The organism is Rhizobium sp. Leaf453, from assembly GCF_001425605.1.
Lineage (GTDB): Bacteria > Pseudomonadota > Alphaproteobacteria > Rhizobiales > Rhizobiaceae > Pararhizobium.
The window spans coordinates 224,342-240,345 of the sequence record NZ_LMRG01000027.1; the positions used below are offsets into that span (position 1 = coordinate 224,342).

At 61.6% G+C, this 16,004-nt stretch carries 13 protein-coding genes; 4 read left to right on the forward strand and 9 right to left on the reverse strand.

Annotation, left to right across the window (positions count from 1 at the left end):
- Nucleotides 1-3: 3 nt before the first annotated feature.
- Nucleotides 4-1,521, forward strand: a complete 1,518-nt coding sequence (locus tag ASG68_RS24325) for a tripartite tricarboxylate transporter permease (protein ID WP_062586230.1) — start codon at nt 4-6, stop codon at nt 1,519-1,521.
- 20 nt (nt 1,522-1,541) lie between these two features.
- Here ASG68_RS24325 and ASG68_RS31765 read toward each other — a convergent pair whose 3' ends face one another.
- From ASG68_RS31765 to ASG68_RS24340, 4 genes are all read right to left on the reverse strand, one after another.
- Nucleotides 1,542-1,892, reverse strand: coding sequence for a hypothetical protein (locus ASG68_RS31765; RefSeq protein WP_162243528.1), 351 nt, complete (start codon nt 1,890-1,892; stop codon nt 1,542-1,544).
- A 93-nt stretch (nt 1,893-1,985) separates the two neighbouring features.
- A complete protein-coding gene (locus ASG68_RS24330) occupies nt 1,986-3,047 on the reverse strand; it encodes a DUF475 domain-containing protein (RefSeq protein WP_062586232.1) in 1,062 nt (353 codons plus the stop codon).
- Between the two features lie 237 nt (nt 3,048-3,284).
- Nucleotides 3,285-3,611: a hypothetical protein gene (locus ASG68_RS24335; RefSeq protein ID WP_156373600.1), complete on the reverse strand. Its 327-nt coding sequence runs from the start codon at nt 3,609-3,611 to the stop codon at nt 3,285-3,287.
- Nucleotides 3,608-5,917, reverse strand: a complete 2,310-nt coding sequence (locus ASG68_RS24340) for an FdhF/YdeP family oxidoreductase (RefSeq protein WP_062586234.1) — start codon at nt 5,915-5,917, stop codon at nt 3,608-3,610. The genes ASG68_RS24335 and ASG68_RS24340 overlap by 4 nt, the downstream gene beginning before the upstream one ends.
- Before the next feature lie 269 nt (nt 5,918-6,186).
- On the opposite strand from ASG68_RS24340, the gene ASG68_RS24345 reads away from it, so the two are divergent.
- Nucleotides 6,187-7,110, forward strand: coding sequence for a DMT family transporter (locus tag ASG68_RS24345; protein ID WP_062586236.1), 924 nt, complete (start codon nt 6,187-6,189; stop codon nt 7,108-7,110).
- 32 nt (nt 7,111-7,142) lie between these two features.
- Here ASG68_RS24345 and ASG68_RS24350 read toward each other — a convergent pair whose 3' ends face one another.
- The gene (locus ASG68_RS24350) at nt 7,143-7,886 is read right to left on the reverse strand and encodes an SDR family oxidoreductase (protein WP_062586238.1); all 744 of its coding nucleotides are present in this window, start codon (nt 7,884-7,886) and stop codon (nt 7,143-7,145) included.
- 97 nt (nt 7,887-7,983) lie between these two features.
- Here ASG68_RS24350 and ASG68_RS24355 point away from each other — a divergent pair, with 97 nt between their 5' ends.
- Nucleotides 7,984-8,886 (forward strand): AraC family transcriptional regulator, encoded by a 903-nt coding sequence (locus ASG68_RS24355; protein WP_062586240.1) that lies wholly within the window; start codon nt 7,984-7,986, stop codon nt 8,884-8,886.
- A 24-nt stretch (nt 8,887-8,910) separates the two neighbouring features.
- Here the strand turns inward: ASG68_RS24355 and ASG68_RS24360 are convergent, their stop codons facing one another.
- The 4 genes from ASG68_RS24360 to ASG68_RS24375 are packed head-to-tail and all read right to left on the reverse strand — an operon-like array spanning nt 8,911 to nt 14,215.
- Complete coding sequence (locus ASG68_RS24360) at nt 8,911-10,512, reverse strand: ABC transporter ATP-binding protein (RefSeq protein WP_062586242.1); 1,602 nt, start codon at nt 10,510-10,512, stop codon at nt 8,911-8,913.
- Between the two features lies 1 nt (nt 10,513).
- A complete protein-coding gene (locus ASG68_RS24365; protein WP_062586244.1) occupies nt 10,514-11,644 on the reverse strand; it encodes an ABC transporter permease in 1,131 nt (376 codons plus the stop codon).
- Nucleotides 11,637-12,560, reverse strand: coding sequence for an oligopeptide ABC transporter permease OppB (oppB, locus tag ASG68_RS24370; protein WP_062586246.1), 924 nt, complete (start codon nt 12,558-12,560; stop codon nt 11,637-11,639). The genes ASG68_RS24365 and oppB overlap by 8 nt, the downstream gene beginning before the upstream one ends.
- Before the next feature lie 59 nt (nt 12,561-12,619).
- Nucleotides 12,620-14,215, reverse strand: a complete 1,596-nt coding sequence (locus ASG68_RS24375) for a peptide ABC transporter substrate-binding protein (protein ID WP_062586248.1) — start codon at nt 14,213-14,215, stop codon at nt 12,620-12,622.
- 630 nt (nt 14,216-14,845) lie between these two features.
- On the opposite strand from ASG68_RS24375, the gene fba reads away from it, so the two are divergent.
- Nucleotides 14,846-15,892 carry a class II fructose-bisphosphate aldolase gene (gene fba, locus ASG68_RS24380; RefSeq protein ID WP_062586251.1) on the forward strand — a complete coding sequence of 349 codons (1,047 nt, stop codon included), beginning with the start codon at nt 14,846-14,848 and terminating at the stop codon, nt 15,890-15,892.
- Nucleotides 15,893-16,004 lie beyond the last annotated feature (112 nt).

The following is a 16,004-nucleotide window of genomic DNA, read 5'->3' on the forward strand; positions in this document are numbered from 1 at the left end:
GACATGACCACATTCGATTTCCTGTTTCAGGGCATCCTCATCGCCGCCCAACCGATGAACCTGCTCTATGCACTGATCGGCGTGACGCTCGGTACGGCCGTCGGCGTCCTGCCGGGCATTGGTCCGGCGTTGACGGTGGCGCTGCTGCTGCCGGTAACCTACAAGCTCGATCCGGGCGGCTCGCTGATCATGTTTGCCGGCATCTATTACGGCGGCATGTATGGCGGCTCGACGACGTCCATCCTGCTGAACACGCCGGGCGAAAGCTCCTCGATCGTCACCGCGCTCGAGGGTAACAAGATGGCTCGTGCGGGGCGCGGTGGCCCGGCGCTCGCGACGGCGGCCATCGGCTCCTTCGTCGCCGGCCTCATCGCCACGCTGGCGCTGGCGTTCATCGCGCCCTTCGTCGTCAAGCTGGCGCTGGTGTTCGGGCCGCGCGAATATTTCGCGCTGATGGTGCTGGCCTTCGTCACCGTCTCTTCGGCCTTCGGCGATTCGACGCTGCGGGGCCTGACCTCGCTGTTCATCGGCTTTGCGCTGGCCATCATCGGCATCGATCAGCTGACCGGGCAAGCGCGCATGAGCTTCGGTATTCCCGACCTGCTCGATGGTGTCGAGGTGACGACGCTTGCCGTTGCCGTGTTCGCTATCGGTGAATCGCTCTACATTGCGGCGCAGGGCGATCAGGGACCGGACAAGGTCGAGGCCGTCAAGGGTTCCGTCTGGATGACGGCGCAGGACTGGGGCCGTTCGTGGAAAGCCTGGCTGCGCGGCACGGCGATCGGTTTTCCGATCGGCGCGATGCCCGCCGGCGGCGCGGAAATCGGCACGTTCCTGTCCTATGCGACCGAAAAACGCCTGACCAAGCATCCGGAAGAGTTTGGCAACGGTGCGATCGAAGGCGTTGCAGGTCCGGAAGCGGCCAACAATGCCTCGGCGGCCGGTACGCTGGTGCCGCTGCTGACGCTTGGCCTGCCGACGACGGCGACGGCGGCGATCATGCTGGCCGGTTTCCAGCAATATGGCCTGCAACCCGGCCCGCTGCTGTTTGCCACCAATCCGCAGTTGGTCTGGGGCCTGATCGCCTCGCTGCTGATCGCCAACTTTATGCTGCTGGTGCTGAACCTGCCGCTGGTTGGCCTCTGGGTGAAGCTTTTGACGATCCCCAAGCCCTGGCTCTATGCCGGCATCCTGCTGTTTGCAACGCTCGGCACTATCGGCGCCAACCCGTCGGTATTCGAACTCGGCATGCTGCTCGCCTTCGGTCTGCTCGGCTATGTCATGCGCATCTTCGGCTACCCGATCGCGCCTGTCGTCGTCGGCCTGATTCTGGGGCCGCTTGCCGAACAGCAGTTGCGCCGGGCACTGGCGATCAGCCAGGGCGATCCGTCGGTGCTGTTCACCTCGCCCGTCGCTGCCGTGCTGCTGTTCATCGCCGCCCTTGCCTTGATCGTACCGCTCATCCTGCGTGCCCGAGGCCGCGGCCAGGTTCTGTCGCAACTGGCGGCAAGCGAAGACTGACGACGTTCCTCCCAAGACCGTCAGTAGAGCGTTTCCTCAACGGGAAACGCTTTGGAGAAGGCCCGGTCGGTGGGCGCCGACCGGGCCTTCTCTATTTGCATGGCTGGGATGAATTCCTGTGCGTTGTAAACGGGGGTGGTGAAGCTCATATTCCTGTCATCGAATAACGATGCAACCAACACAGGAAAGTGAGCAAAGAGATGAGTGCCCGTAAATCTGCCCGAGGCTTTTTCGGTGACGCCTTCGCCATTTTCGGCGCGGCCACGGCCGCTGCCGCAGCAGTCGAAGGCAACCGCCGTCCGCTGGACCGCGACCTCTACACGCTCGGGATCAACCCGGCCAACTTTCATTCCGTGAAGCGCTAACGGCATCGCCGGTCTTTCTGGACTGGCCTTGCAATTCGCTAGACATAAAGAAGCCCGCCAATCCTGCGATTGGCGGGCTTTTTGCTGGCTGCTTGAAGCTTATGCCTCTGCGTGTCTGTGCATTCGGTTGTGCCGGATCGACGACCAGAGCGAGATGCCGATCAGTGCGGCGCCGCCGAGGCCGGTGATGACTTCCGGAATATGCACCAGCGTCTGGCAGTACATGACTACCGACAGGATCAGGATCGCGTAGAACGCGCCATGCTCCAGATAGCGGTATTCGGCGAGCGTGCCCTTTTCCACCAGCATGATGGTCATCGAGCGCACATACATGGCGCCGATACCGAGGCCGATGGCGATGATGAACAGGTTCTGGGTCAAGGCGAAGGCGCCGATCACGCCGTCGAAGGAGAAGCTGGCATCGAGCACTTCCAGATAGATGAAGGCACCGAGACCGCCGCGGGCAGCTGCGTTCATCGTCTTTTGCGAGGCATCGAGCAGGCCGCCGATCACCTCGACCACCAGGAAGGTGACGAGACCGTAGATGGAGCAATACACGAATGTCGTGGCTTCCGCACCTTCCAGGAAGGACGAGAAGACCAGGATCAGGATCAGCACGAAGGCGATCTCGACGCCCTTCACGGTCGCGAAGCGCGACATGGTCTGTTCCAGAACCTTGATCCAGTGCACGTCCTTTTCATGGTCGAAGAAGAACTTCAGACCGACCATCATCAGGAAGGTGCCGCCAAAGGCTGCGATTGGAAGATGGGCGTCGTTCATGATCCGGGCATATTCTTCCGGACGGGCCGCAGCCAGCACGATCGCCTCGATCGGCCCGATGTTCGCGGCGATGACGACGATCAACAGCGGGAAAACGATACGCATGCCGAAGACGGCGATGATGATGCCCCAGGTCAGGAAGCGGTGCTGCCAGACCGGCGTCATTTCCTTGAGCTTGTTGGCATTGACGATGGCATTATCGAAGGAGAGCGAGATTTCAAGGACGGCAAGAACAGTACAGATGAAGAAGACGGATGCCATGCCGCCGAGGGTGCCGGTTGCCGACCAGCCGAGCCAGGCGCCAAGCGCAAGACCGGCGGCCGTGACGATGAAGGCCCATTTGAAATAACCGAGGGTCGATGTCTGGGAAGCGGGCGTCATGGCCGCACCTCCGATCCGCCAAGGCTGGAGAAGGGAGTGGAATAGGCGAAGAAATCCCGCATGCCAGAATAGGCATGCGAAGAACGCATGAGGTGGAGTGTCATTGGACGAATTCCGCCGGCTTATTTGCGGGTGATACCGACATCACGAGAGCGCCGTAAAACTCTCGCCAGAGGGGCCCGGTATCAGGTTGGCTTCGCAGGCGTATAGAAATGCCCTTCACTGCGAAGTTGATGCTTATTTAGACAAGTCGGAGCCAAGGTCAAGGACCGATCTCGTCAAACTCTCGCCTTTTACGGTAAGCTGCAGATGTGTTCGCTGGGTTCGCGCGTCCCGGCTCACGATTTTAAGTGGATTGTCCACTCCGCTGGCGAGGTTGATCTCGCGCAGGACGAGCGCGTGCTCGATGTCGAAAAGCCTGGCAAAGGTGCGGCTGTCGCGGGCGATGCCGAGCGCTGTGGCCGCGGTCAGGGCGGCTGCGAGCGGGGAGAGGCTGTCATCCAGATCCTGGATTGCCGCCACCAGAGCCATGAAATCGTCTTGCTGAGTGACTGTTTCGCTCATGCGGCTTCAGCGGTGGCCGGCTTCTTCCGGAACGAGACCAGCACCGATTTCGATGTCGGTGTATCACTCTGGTCGCCGGCGGTGGAAAGCGGCACCAGCACGTTCAGTTCAGGATAATAGCCGGCGACGCAGCCGCGCGGAATATCGTAGGGCACGAAGCGGAAGTCGCTGGCGATGCGCGAGACGCCATCGTCATGCCGGCCGAGGACATCGGCCCGGTCACCGGCTTCGGCGCCGAGGTCGGCGAGGTCATCCGGATTGATGAAGACGACGTTGCGTTCGCCGTATACGCCCCGGTAGCGGTCATCCATGCCGTAGATCGTCGTGTTGTACTGGTCATGCGAGCGGAATGTCTGCAGCACGAAGACGCCGTTCTGGCCGCGTGCGACCTGATGTTCGGTTGCCGTGGGAAGAGGCCCTGTCCAGAAGGTCGCGCGGCCGCTCGGCGTATCCCATTCGCGGTTGGCGGCGGCATTGCGCAGGTGGAAGCCGCGCGGCTTGCGGACACGCTGGTTGAAATCCTCAAAGCCGGGAATGACGCGGGAAATGTGATCGCGAATCAGGTCGTAGTCATCGGCAAGGGCGGCCCAGTTAACCTTAGTGGAACCGACTGTGGCAGCGGCGATGCCGGCAATGATTGCCACTTCCGAACGCAGTTCCGGCGAGGCCGGCTTGTTGATGCCGCCGGAGCCGTGGACCATGCTCATCGAATCCTCGACGGTGACGATCTGGTTGACGCCCCTTGAATTGCGGTCGATCTCGGTGCGGCCAAGGCAGGGCAGGATGAACGAGACGTCGCCGGGCATCAGATGCGAATGGTTGAGCTTGGTGGCGACATTGACGGTCAGGGCTTGCTGCCCCAGCGCCTTGGCGATCAACGGGCTGTCAGGCGTGGCGCGGGCGAAATTGCCGCCGAGGCCGATGAAGGCGCGGGCGGAGCCGTCGAGCATGGCGCCGATCGCGGCGAGCACATTGTGGCCTTCATGCCGGGGCGACTTGAAATCGAATTCCTTTTCCAGCGCATCGAGGAAAGCTGCCGGTGCCTTTTCGTTGATGCCGACGGTGCGGTCGCCCTGCACGTTGGAATGGCCGCGCACCGGGCAGAGGCCGGCGCCGGGCTTGCCGATATTGCCGCGCAGCATCATGAAATTGGCGATCTCGCGGATGGTGATGACGGAATGGCGGTGCTGGGTCACGCCCATTGCCCAGGTGCAGATCACCCGCTCGGCGCCGAGATAGATGCCGGCGGCGCGTTCGATTTCCAGCCGCGTCAGGCCGGACTGGTCCTCGATCTCTTCCCAGGATGTGGCATCGACGGCGGCGCGATATGCTTCGAAATCCGCCGTGTGCTGGTTGAGGAAGGCGTGGTCGAGCACGGAAGGCAGGCCGGCCGCAAGCGCCGCATCATCCGCCGCGAAGACCGCCTTCGACATCCCGCGCATGGCTGCCATGTCGCCACCCAGGCGCGGCTGGAAATAATCGCTGGCGATCTCGGTCGAGCCGCCTCGGATCATTTCGAGCTTGTCCTGCGGATCGGCAAAGCGCTCCAGCCCACGCTCTCGCACCGGATTGAACACAGCAATGCGCGCCCCGCGCTGGGCGGCGCGGCGCAGATCGCCGAGCATGCGTGGATGGTTGGTACCGGGGTTCTGGCCGATGACGAAGATGGCATCCGCCTTTTCGAAATCTTCGAGCAGTACCGTGCCTTTGCCGACGCCGACGGCCTGTTTCATGCCGATGCCGCTCGCCTCGTGGCACATGTTGGAGCAATCGGGAAAATTGTTGGTGCCGTAGAGCCGGACGAACAACTGGTACAGAAAGGCCGCCTCGTTGGAGGCGCGGCCGGAGGTGTAGAACTCGGCCCAATCCGGCGTGTCGAAACTGTTGAGGATCGCGCCGATCTCGGCAAAGGCGGCGTCCCAGCTGACGCGGACATAGGTATCGGTCGGGCGATCATAGCGCATCGGATGCGTCAGCCGGCCCTGCTGCTCCAGCTCGTAATCGCTCCAGGACTGGAGTTCGGCCACGGTATGGGATGCAAAGAAGTCCGGCGGCGTGCGCCTGTCGGTCGCTTCCCATGCCACGGCCTTGACGCCGTTTTCGCAGAATTCGAAGGAGGAGCCGTGGGCCGGGTCACCCCAGGCGCAACCCGGGCAATCGAAGCCATCCGGCTGGTTGGCCTTCAGCAGCGTGCGTGCGCCGGAAATGGGCGAGCCGCTTTCCAACAGCCGCTTGCCGCAGCTTTTCAGGGCGCCCCAGCCGCCAGCCGCATTGGATCGCTTGCCGATGAAAACGGTCTTGCCCATAGGTAAGTGACCTTGTTTTTCGCGATAGAAGAAACAGGAGGGAAATTGTCCGTCCCAACAAGGTTTTGATCGAATTTCCCTTATTGATCAATCGCGTTGACCGCATGCATTGATAGAAGAATTCTATCAATGCTGCAATGCACACAAAATCAAGGATTTAGAAAAAGCGGAATGGCATTCCGATTGCTGATCGACCCATCAGTTTTCGGGGATGGATAACGGCGAGCGAATGTGCGACTGGCAGCCATTGTCGCCGGAACCCCGATATCATGACCGTGCAAGCCGCCCCTATCTTCTATCCCACGAACGCCGCCCGCACCGGCGTGCTGTTCATGCTGCTCGGCATGCTGATGTTCTCGCTGAACGACGTCATGGGCAAATGGCTAGTCTCGACCTATTCGGTCAGCCAGTTGATGACGATCCGCAGCGTCGCGGCGCTGATCGTGCTGGTGCCGTTCTTCATGAAGCTCGGCTGGCGCAATCTCATCAAGGTCGATCGTCCGTGGCTGCATGCCCTGCGCTCTCTGCTGTTTGCCATGGATGCATCCGCCTTCTATTTCGCTGTTGCCTATATGCCGCTCGCCGATGCCATGACCTACTGGCTGGCTGCGCCGATCTATGTGGCGGCGGCATCGCCCTTCCTGCTGGGGGAAAAGGTCGGCTGGCGGCGCTGGACGGCGATCCTCATCGGCTTTGCCGGCGTGCTGCTGGCTCTGGAGCCATCGAGCAAAAGTTTTTCCCTGCCGGCGCTGATCGCGCTCGCCGGCAGCGCCGCCTTCGCCTTCGCGCTGCTTCTCGGCCGCACCCTGCGCTCGACGCCGGATACGACGCTGATCTTCTGGCAGTTGATGGGCGCGCTGATCTTCTCGCTGGTCGGCGTCGGCGCCAATCCGGCCGGCTGGGCACCGATGGACATGACCGGTGTGCTCTGCCTCAGCCTGCTCGGCATTGTCGCCATGCTCGCCCATGTCCTCGTCAGCCGGTCGCTGAAGCTTGCGGATGCCGCCACCGTCGTGCCGTTGCAATATACGCTGCTCTTCTGGGCCGTCGTCTTCGGCTGGATCTTCTTCGGCGATACGCCGCGCTGGACGGTGATCATCGGCGCGGGTCTGATCGTTGCGTCCGGCCTGTTCATCTTCTTCCGCGAACAGCAGTTGAAGAAGCAGCGCAGCGAAGTCACGGAAGTCGTCTGACCTGCGTTTATCTGCAAGAAATCGCGCCTCGCTCAGCCCATCCGAGCCAAGGCCTCAGCGTCCGGGCCGGCCGGGAAACGCAGTTGCCCTGTCGTGTCATTTGCTGCCAGCCATACAGTTTCGGCCACATCGCTCGCGACGGTCACCTCGCCGGGTTGCGTCATATCGGCGAATATCTTCTGTGCAAACGGGGCATAGGCTTCCGGGATCAGCCCGGCCAGCCTTGGTCCGGTATTTTCCGAAAAGCGAGTCGAGGGTCCGTAGCCCGGTTGCACCAGCTTGACCTGGACATCAAACGTCTGGAGTTCGTGGGCGAGCGACGCGGTAAATCCTTCGATCGCCATCTTGCTGGCCGTGTAGACGGATACCAGTGGCATTGGCTTCAGCGTTGCGCTTGAGGTTACGTTCACAACCATCCCCGACCGGCGAGCGCGGAACTGCGGGATTACGGCCTGCGTCATGGCCATGACGCCGAATGTGTTCGTCTCGAACACGTCACGAATGGTCGTCATCGGCGTTGCCTCAAGCGCGCCGAACATGCCGATGCCGGCATTGTTGACGAGGACGTCGATCGCACCGCTCGCTTCGATCGCAGCGGTTATGCTGTTGGGGTCGGTGACATCGAGCGCCAGAACACGCAAACGATCCGAGGCAGGGAGGATGTCGGCTCGGGGCGTGCGCATCGTCGCGATGACATTCCAGCCCTTTGTATGGAAATGACGGGCGGTCTCAAGGCCATAGCCTGACGAGCAGCCGGTGATGAGGACGGTTTTCATGGATGTTTCTCTCTTATTGGATACCGCCCGAGAATAGAGCGACCATGTCGGACTTTCTATAATTGAAAGTCCATATTTAGTGCGCTATCGTCCAAATATGAGCGATCCTCTCTCGGAAGTCATCACATTACTGCGGCCTCGAACGGTGTTCTCAAAGGGGATCAGCGGTGCCGGGCGCTGGGCTGTGCGCTATTCCGATTTCGGCGAGCCGAGTTTCTGCACGGTGATCGCGGGCAGCTGCCGCCTTGCCGTGGATGGCCAGCCGGTGGTGACATTGGAAGCCGGCGATTTCATATTGCTGCCGGCGACGCCGGGCTTCACCATGTCGGGGTTCGAGCCGGTGGAACCTACATTCATCGATCCAAAAGTGGCGCCGGCCGCGACGGAGGAAGTGCGGCATGGGGCGCAGGAAGGCGAGCCTGACGTCCGGTTGCTGGGCGGATATTTCGTCTTCGATTCACCCGACAGGGATCTGCTGGTATCGATGCTGCCGGCGATGATCCATGCGCGCGGCGCCAAACGGCTTTCGGCCCTCGTGCAGTTCGTCGGCGAGGAAACAAGCGAACGCCGATCGGGGCGGGATCTCGTTCTGTCCCGCCTGGTTGAAATCCTCCTCGTTGAAGCACTGCGCTGGGGCGAAGGCGACGACGCGCCGCCGGGCCTTTTGCGCGGTCTCGGCGATGCAAGACTGGCGGAGGTGATGCGGCAGATTCATGGGGATCCCGCACGCGCCTGGACTATAGCCGAGCTTGCAAGGAAGGCAGCCCTGTCCCGCTCGTCCTTCTTCGACCGGTTCAGCCGTGCCGTCGGTCAGTCGCCGATGGATTATCTCATATCCTGGCGGATGGCGCTCGCCAAGGACATGCTCCGTCGCGGTGAATTCGACATTGCCGATATCGCCGAGCGTGTCGGCTACAAATCGGCCAGTGCCTTCAGCACGGCCTTCAGCCGCCATGTCGGAGAGCGGCCCGGACGCTTTGCGCGGATGCGGCCCGCCTGATGGGGCGGGCAAGCACTCGAGGCGCTACGCCGTGAACGCCGCGCTCATCAGCGTCTTCGTATAGGTCTCGCGCGGAGATTCGAAGATGGCGTCCGTCTCGCCTTCCTCGACGATCTTGCCGTTCTTCATGACCACGACATAGTCGGACATGGCCTTGATGACCGACAGGTCGTGGCTGATGAAGATGTAGGAGAGGCCGTGGGCCTTCTGCAATGTGCGCAGGAGGTCGATGACCTGGCCCTGCACAGAGCGGTCGAGCGCCGATGTCGGCTCGTCGAGAATGACGACGCGGGGTTTCAGGATGATTGCGCGGGCGATGGCGATGCGCTGGCGCTGGCCGCCTGAGAACTCGTGCGGATAGCGGTTGCGCGCCGCCGGATCGAGCCCGACTTCCTTCAAGGCCTCGATGGCGCGCTTGTCACGATCGGCGCGGCTGAGCTGCGGCTCGTGGACATAAAGCCCTTCGGTGATGATCTCGCCGACGGTTTGACGCGGAGAAAGCGACCCGTAGGGATCCTGGAAGACCAGCTGCAGCTGCCGGCGCAGCGGCCGCATGGCCGAGCGCCCGAAGTCGGAAATATTGGTCGCCCCGAACTGGTAACGCCCGCTGCTCGGCACCAGCCGCAGCAGCGCGCGGCCAAGCGTCGATTTACCGGAGCCGGATTCGCCGACGATACCGATTGTCTGGCCTTCCTTCAGTCGTATCGACACGCCATCGACAGCCCGGAAGACGCCAGCCGAAGAACCGAAAAGGCCGCCGCCAGTGACGTAATCGACCGCGACGTTCGCGCCCTCAAGAATGATCGGGGCGGTATCGGCGGGCGACAGCTTTCGTCCATGCGGCTCGGCCGCCAGCAGCATCTTGGTGTAGTCCGCCTGCGGGCGCTCGAAGATGTCGGCTGTCGAACCGGTCTCGACGACTTCGCCCCGGCGCATCACCGCGACGCGGCTGGCGAAATGCTTGACGATGCCGAGATCGTGGGTGATCAGGACGACCGCCATGCCGAACTTGGCCTGCAGCTTGTTCAGGAGATCGAGAATCTGCGCCTGGATGGTCACGTCAAGCGCGGTCGTCGGTTCGTCGGCGATCAGGATGTCGGGATCGTTGGCGAGCGCCATGGCGATCATGACGCGCTGGCGCTGGCCACCGGACATTTCGTGCGGATAACTGTCGATACGCCGCGCGGGATCGGGGATGCCGACCAGTTCCAGGAGTTCCAGCACGCGGGCGCGGGCTTGCTTGAACGAGCCGCCGCGGTGATGGACGATCGGTTCGGCGATCTGCCGGCCGATCGTGTAGAGCGGATCGAGCGAGGTCATCGGCTCCTGGAAGATCATGGTGATCTTGGCGCCGCGCACGGTGTTCAGCCCCTTCATCGGCAGGCCGATGAGTTCCTGGCCGCGATATTTGGCCGAGCCGGTGACCTTACCGTTCTTCGCCAACAGGCCCATGATGCCCATCATCGTCTGGCTTTTGCCGGAGCCGGATTCTCCCACCACTGCCAGCGTTTCGCCGGCCTTGATATCGAGATCGATGCCCTTGACCGCCTGCACGTCTCCGTCCGGCGTCGTGAAGGTGACCTTGAGGTCGCGGACGGCGAGAATTGTTTCCCGTTTATCGGTCATGTCAGCGGTCCTTCGGGTCGAGCGCATCGCGCAGGCCGTCGCCGGCGAAGTTCAGCGAGAAGAGGGTGAGGACGAAGAAGATCGCCGGGAAGATCAGAAGCCAGGGGGCGGACTGGATATTGTTCGCCCCTTCGGCGATCAGCGCGCCCCAGCTTGTCAGCGGCGCCTGGACGCCGAGGCCGAGAAAGGAAAGGAAGCTTTCGAGCAGGATCACTTTCGGCACGACGACGGTGACGAAGACGACGACGGGGCCGATCGTGTTGGGAATGATGTGGCGGCGGATGATTTGCCAGTCCGTCAGGCCGAGCGCCTGTGCCGCGCCGATGAATTCCCGCCGTTTCAGCGCCAGCGTCTGGCCGCGCACGATGCGCGCCATGTCCAGCCATTCGACCGCGCCGATGACGAGGAAGATCAGGATGAAGGATCGGCCGAAGAAGACCACCAGCACGACGACGAGGAAGACGAAGGGCAGCGAATAGAGGATTTCGACGAAGCGCATCATGACATTGTCGATGCGTCCGCCGATATAGCCCGACGTCGCGCCGTAGAGCACGCCGATGCTAAGCGAAACAAGGCTGGCGAGCAGGCCGACTGCGATCGAGATCTGGCCGCCGAGCATGACGCGGGCCATCAGATCACGGCCGTTGCTGTCGGTGCCGAACAGGAAATATTCGCGCGAAACGCTGCCGGTGAGCTTGAGCGTCTTGCCGTCATCCTCGGTCGCGACGACCTGCGTCGCGTCGAATTCGTTGGCCCGGTCGAAATAGCGGGTGGCGCGCGGATCGATCGGCTTGTCGGAGGTGACGGTCGCCGTGAAGGTCTGGCCCTCGACCGCAAATTCCTTGAGATCGACGCGGGCGCGCCCGGCAACGCCTTGCATGACGTCCTGCAGGCTCGATGCATCCGGCCGTGCCTCGAGGCTCGGCGGGATGGTCACATAGGACGGAAAGACCTGGTCATAACTGTGGCTGATGAAATAGGGGCCAAGGAACGAGAACATGGCGATCAGCGCCAGCACGACACAGCCCGCCATGGCGGCGCGGTTGCGGCGGAAGCGCATGGCAGCAAGCTGGAACAGGCTGCGGCTCTGCGTTTCGGGCGGCAGGGCGGCGGGGGTGAGGATATCAGTCATGGCGAACCCTCGGATCGAGAAGGCCGTAGAGAATGTCGACCAGAAGATTGAAGACGATGACGAAGATGGCGACGAGCACGACCGTGCCCATGACCAGCGTGTAATCGCGGTTGATGGCGCCCAGCACGAAATAACGGCCAACACCTGGAATGGTGAAGATCGTTTCGACGACGGCGGAGCCGGTGAGAAGGGCTGCCGCGCACGGGGCGAGATAGGACACGACCGGCAGCATCGCCGCGCGCATGGCGTGGGTGATGACGACGGTGCGGGCCGGCAGGCCGTAGGCCCGGGCGGTGCGGATATGATCGGTGTGCAGCGCCTCGATCATCGAGCCGCGCGTCAGCCGGGCAAAGACCGCCAGTTGCGGCAGGGCCAGCGCGATCATCGGCAGGATCAGGAAGCGCAACGAGCCATCGCCCCAGCTTCCGGCCGGAACCCAGGCCAGCGTGATGGCGAAGATCAGCGTCAGCACCGGGCCGACGACGAAGTTCGGCACGGTGACGCCGATGGTCGAGATCGACATGATCGCGAAATCGAGCGCGCTGTTTTGCCGGAGCGCCGCGATCGTGCCGGTCAGCACGCCGCCGATCAGCGCCAGCATCAGCGCATAGAAGCCGAGTTCCATCGAATAGGGCAGGCCCTTGCCGATCAGTTCGGCGACGGTGTTGTCCTTGTAGATGTAGCTCGGACCGAAATCGCCCGTTACAGCGTTGCCGATATAGGCGACGTACTGGTTCCAGAGCGGCTGGTCGAGGTGATAGGTGGCCATCAGGTTGGCCATGGTCTGCGGTGGCAGCGGACGTTCCAGGTTGAACGGACCGCCGGGGGCGAACCGCATCAGGAAGAAGGAGATCGTGACGACGATGAACAGGGTCGGCACGGCGCTCGCCAGGCGACGCAGGACAAAGGAGATCATGGTTTTTCTCTCTGGCCGGGACGCGCGGCAACCAGCGGTCGCCGCGCGTCAAAGTGCCGTTATTCGGCGATGCTGAGGAACTTGCTCAGGTGCTGGTTGGCAGCATTGTCCTGCCAGCCCTTGACGCGGTCCGAGACCAGCCAGAGTTCAGCCTGGCTGAGGAACGGCGCGATCGGCTGTTCCTTCATCAGCAGTGTTTCGGCGTCGTGGAGGATCTTCGCACGCTTGGTCGGATCGATTTCCTCGTAGGACTTCTTCATCAGGCCGTCGAACTCGGCGTTTTCGAAGTGGCCGTAGTTGAAGGTTTTGTTCGAACCAACGCTCAGCGCCAGGAAGTTTTCAGCGTCTGCATAGTCGGCTGTCCAGCCGGCGCGGGCGACGTTGAACTTGCCGCCTTCCTGCAGGTAGGCGTAGTGCGAGGATACGTCGAGGTTCACCAGCGACACTTCCGCGCCGAAGGTGTTCTTCCACATGTCGGCGACGGCGGTGGCGACGCGCTCGTGGTTCGGGTTGGTATTGTAGCGGATTTCGATCTTCAGCGGCTTGCCGCCTTCACCGTAACCGGCTTCCTTCATCAGCTTGAGGGCTTCATCCTCGCGATCGAGCTGTGACATGTCTGCGAAATCGGCCTTGCCCGGCTCATAACCGGCCATGCCGAACGGCACCATCGAATAGGATGGCAGCTGCGAGCCCGAGTAGATGTCCTTGGCCAGGAAGTCGCGGTCGACGGCCATGGAGAGCGCGCGGCGGACGCGAACGTCGCTATAGGGCTCCTGGCGGGTGTCGAAAGCGTAGTAATAGGTCGCGAGTGCCGAAGACACATGGACCTGTTCGCCATAGGCTTTCTTCAGGCGGTCGATCTGGTCGGCCGAGAAGTTATAGGCGAGGTCCATTTCCTTGGCTTCGAAGCGGCGGACCGAAGCGGCCTGGTCGTCGATCGGGTAGAAGATGACCTTGTCGATCTTGACGTTGGCGGCATCCCAGTAGGACGGGTTCTTTTCCGTCGTCAGCGTATCGTTGGGCGTGTGGGCGACGAGCTTGTAGGCGCCGTTCGACACCATCACGCCTGGCTTGACGAAATCGGCGCCATTCTTTTCGACGCTGGCCTTGGAGACCGGCAGGGCGGTCTGGTGGGCGAGCAGTTCGAGGAAGAAGGGGGTCGGACGCTCGAGCGTGATTTCCAGCGTCTTCTCATCGACGGCTTTCACACCCAGTTGGTCAAGCGGAACTTCGCCCTTGTTGACCTTTTCGGCGTTCTTGATCGGGAAGAGGATGTTGGCGTAGCCGGCGGCAGTCTTCGGATCTTCGACGCGCTTCAGCGAGAAGGCGAAGTCTTCCGCCGTAACCGGCGAACCGTCCGACCACTTGGCGTCGGCGCGCAGCTTGAAGGTATAGACGAGACCATCATCGGACAGGTCCCAGCTTTCGGCGGTGCCGGGCACGATCTTGCCGGAGGCGTCATAGATGGTCAGGCCTTCGTAGAGGTCCTTGAGGATGAACTCTTCGATGTTGATGGAGGTGTGGGCCTGGTCGAGCGTCTGCGGTTCGCCGGCATTGCCGCGGTGCAGGACGGTTTCGGCCAGCGCCGGGCTTGCGCCGATGAGAATCGATCCCAGCAGTATGGCTGTACGGAGGTTGAATTTTGCCAATGTCATTTTGTTCTCCTTCCCCTCTTTTAGGTTGTGAAGCGGCGAGAGAATGCCAATTTTCGGGCAAAGGCAAGGCTCTTTGTCATACCGTGAGGGCCGCTGCATGCATAACCGGCAGGTAACTATAGCGTCGCGGTTGCATTTCAATCGTGTCGCTTTTCGACCCGTTTGCGGTGGTCAGGCTATATCCGTCACCCGGCCATCACGGAGCGTGGCGCAAGATTGGGAATGATTTCCAGCACCTTACGTAATATGCATTCTTTTGGTTCAGGCGGGCGGAAAGGATCGTTCTCGGCAGACCCTTCAAGCTTTGGCGCCTGCATTCTCCAAACCTTTCGTGCATGATGCTCTGCTTTCAACCGAAAGCTGTTTCGAACTTTTTCTGAGAAAAAATGCATGAAAGTTTGTCCACAGCGGCCGATCTGTAACGTTACCGGTAACAAACCGAGGGTGTTTGCATTTTAGCGGCAGTTGCCAAACGTGGATCATCAATTAAGGTGCGGACAAATCCGTCCCGCATTCCCCAGGAGGGCTGGTCAAAAGACCGGTTGGCGTTTGCGGCGAGCAGTTCTGCTCAATCGGAGAATAACGGTGGCTGCCGCATAAGGGCGGCGCAAGAAACGGGAGACTTCTTGAATGGCATTGATCACCTTGCGTCAGTTGCTGGACCATGCGGCTGAACACAATTACGCCCTGCCTGCCTTCAATGTGAACAATCTTGAATATATCCAGGCTGTCATGCGCGCCGCCGATGCGACGGATTCCCCGGTCATCCTGCAGGCGAGCCGTGGTGCCCGCGCCTATGCCGGCGATGCGTTCCTGCGCCACCTAATCCTTGGTGCGGCGGAAGAATATCCGCATATCCCGGTCTGCCTGCATCTCGACCATGGCGACCAGCCGTCGACCTGCATCTCGGCGATTACCAACGGCTTTACCTCCGTCATGATGGACGGTTCGCTGTTGGCCGACGGAAAATCGATCGCCTCCTATGAATACAATGTCGGCGTCACCGCCGAAGTGGTGAAGATCGCCCACGCGGCCGGTGTCTCCGTCGAAGGCGAGCTTGGCTGTCTCGGCAACCTGGAAACGGGCGCTGGCGAGAAGGAAGACGGCCATGGCTTCGAAGGCAAACTGTCGCGGGACGAACTGCTGACCGATCCGGAACAGGCCTTCGATTTCGTCGAGAAGACCGGCGTCGATGCGCTCGCCGTCGCCATCGGCACCAGCCACGGCGCCTATAAGTTCACTCGCGCCCCGGATGGCGAAATCCTGTCGATCGACACGATCGCCAGGATCCACAAGCGCCTACCGAACACCCATATGGTCATGCATGGCTCGTCCTCGGTGCCGCAGGACTTGCAGGACCTGTTCAACGAATTCGGCGGCAAGATGAAGCAGACCTGGGGCGTTCCGGTACACGAGATCCAGAAGGCCATCCCGCTCGGTGTCCGCAAGGTCAATATCGACACTGACCTGCGTCTGGCCTTCACCGGCGAAATCCGCAAGCACCACCTGCAGCATCCCGATAATTTCGATCCGCGCAACTACCTGAAGCCGGCGACGGCGCGCATGGTCGAAGTCTGCAAGGAGCGTTTCATCGCCTTCAACGCTGCCGGACAGGCCTCGAAGATCCGCGTCATGCGCCTGCCGGACATGGCAAAGGCCTACGCCAAGGCTGCTTGACCATTGCATGTCGCGGGGGTTTCGTTCCCCGCCACATCTTGCCCCTGTGGGACGCTTGCAAATGGGCGAAGCCGCCTTCCGATCCGACGAAAGCGGCAAAATATGTTCACTC

Excerpts from the sequence above, each read along its gene's own strand:
- ASG68_RS24375 (WP_062586248.1), bottom strand. The coding sequence starts at position 14,215 with ATGACATTGGCAAAATTCAACCTCCGTACAGCCATACTGCTGGGATCG.
- ASG68_RS24360 (WP_062586242.1), bottom strand. The coding sequence starts at position 10,512 with ATGACCGATAAACGGGAAACAATTCTCGCCGTCCGCGACCTCAAGGTC.
- ASG68_RS24345 (WP_062586236.1), top strand. The coding sequence starts at position 6,187 with ATGACCGTGCAAGCCGCCCCTATCTTCTATCCCACGAACGCCGCCCGC.
- ASG68_RS24335 (WP_156373600.1), bottom strand. The coding sequence starts at position 3,611 with ATGAGCGAAACAGTCACTCAGCAAGACGATTTCATGGCTCTGGTGGCG.
- ASG68_RS24330 (WP_062586232.1), bottom strand. The coding sequence starts at position 3,047 with ATGACGCCCGCTTCCCAGACATCGACCCTCGGTTATTTCAAATGGGCC.
- ASG68_RS24350 (WP_062586238.1), bottom strand. The coding sequence starts at position 7,886 with ATGAAAACCGTCCTCATCACCGGCTGCTCGTCAGGCTATGGCCTTGAG.
- ASG68_RS24355 (WP_062586240.1), top strand. The coding sequence starts at position 7,984 with ATGAGCGATCCTCTCTCGGAAGTCATCACATTACTGCGGCCTCGAACG.
- ASG68_RS24365 (WP_062586244.1), bottom strand. The coding sequence starts at position 11,644 with ATGACTGATATCCTCACCCCCGCCGCCCTGCCGCCCGAAACGCAGAGC.
- ASG68_RS31765 (WP_162243528.1), bottom strand. The coding sequence starts at position 1,892 with ATGCCGTTAGCGCTTCACGGAATGAAAGTTGGCCGGGTTGATCCCGAG.
- ASG68_RS24340 (WP_062586234.1), bottom strand. The coding sequence starts at position 5,917 with ATGGGCAAGACCGTTTTCATCGGCAAGCGATCCAATGCGGCTGGCGGC.
- oppB (WP_062586246.1), bottom strand. The coding sequence starts at position 12,560 with ATGATCTCCTTTGTCCTGCGTCGCCTGGCGAGCGCCGTGCCGACCCTG.
- fba (WP_062586251.1), top strand. The coding sequence starts at position 14,846 with ATGGCATTGATCACCTTGCGTCAGTTGCTGGACCATGCGGCTGAACAC.
- ASG68_RS24325 (WP_062586230.1), top strand. The coding sequence starts at position 4 with ATGACCACATTCGATTTCCTGTTTCAGGGCATCCTCATCGCCGCCCAA.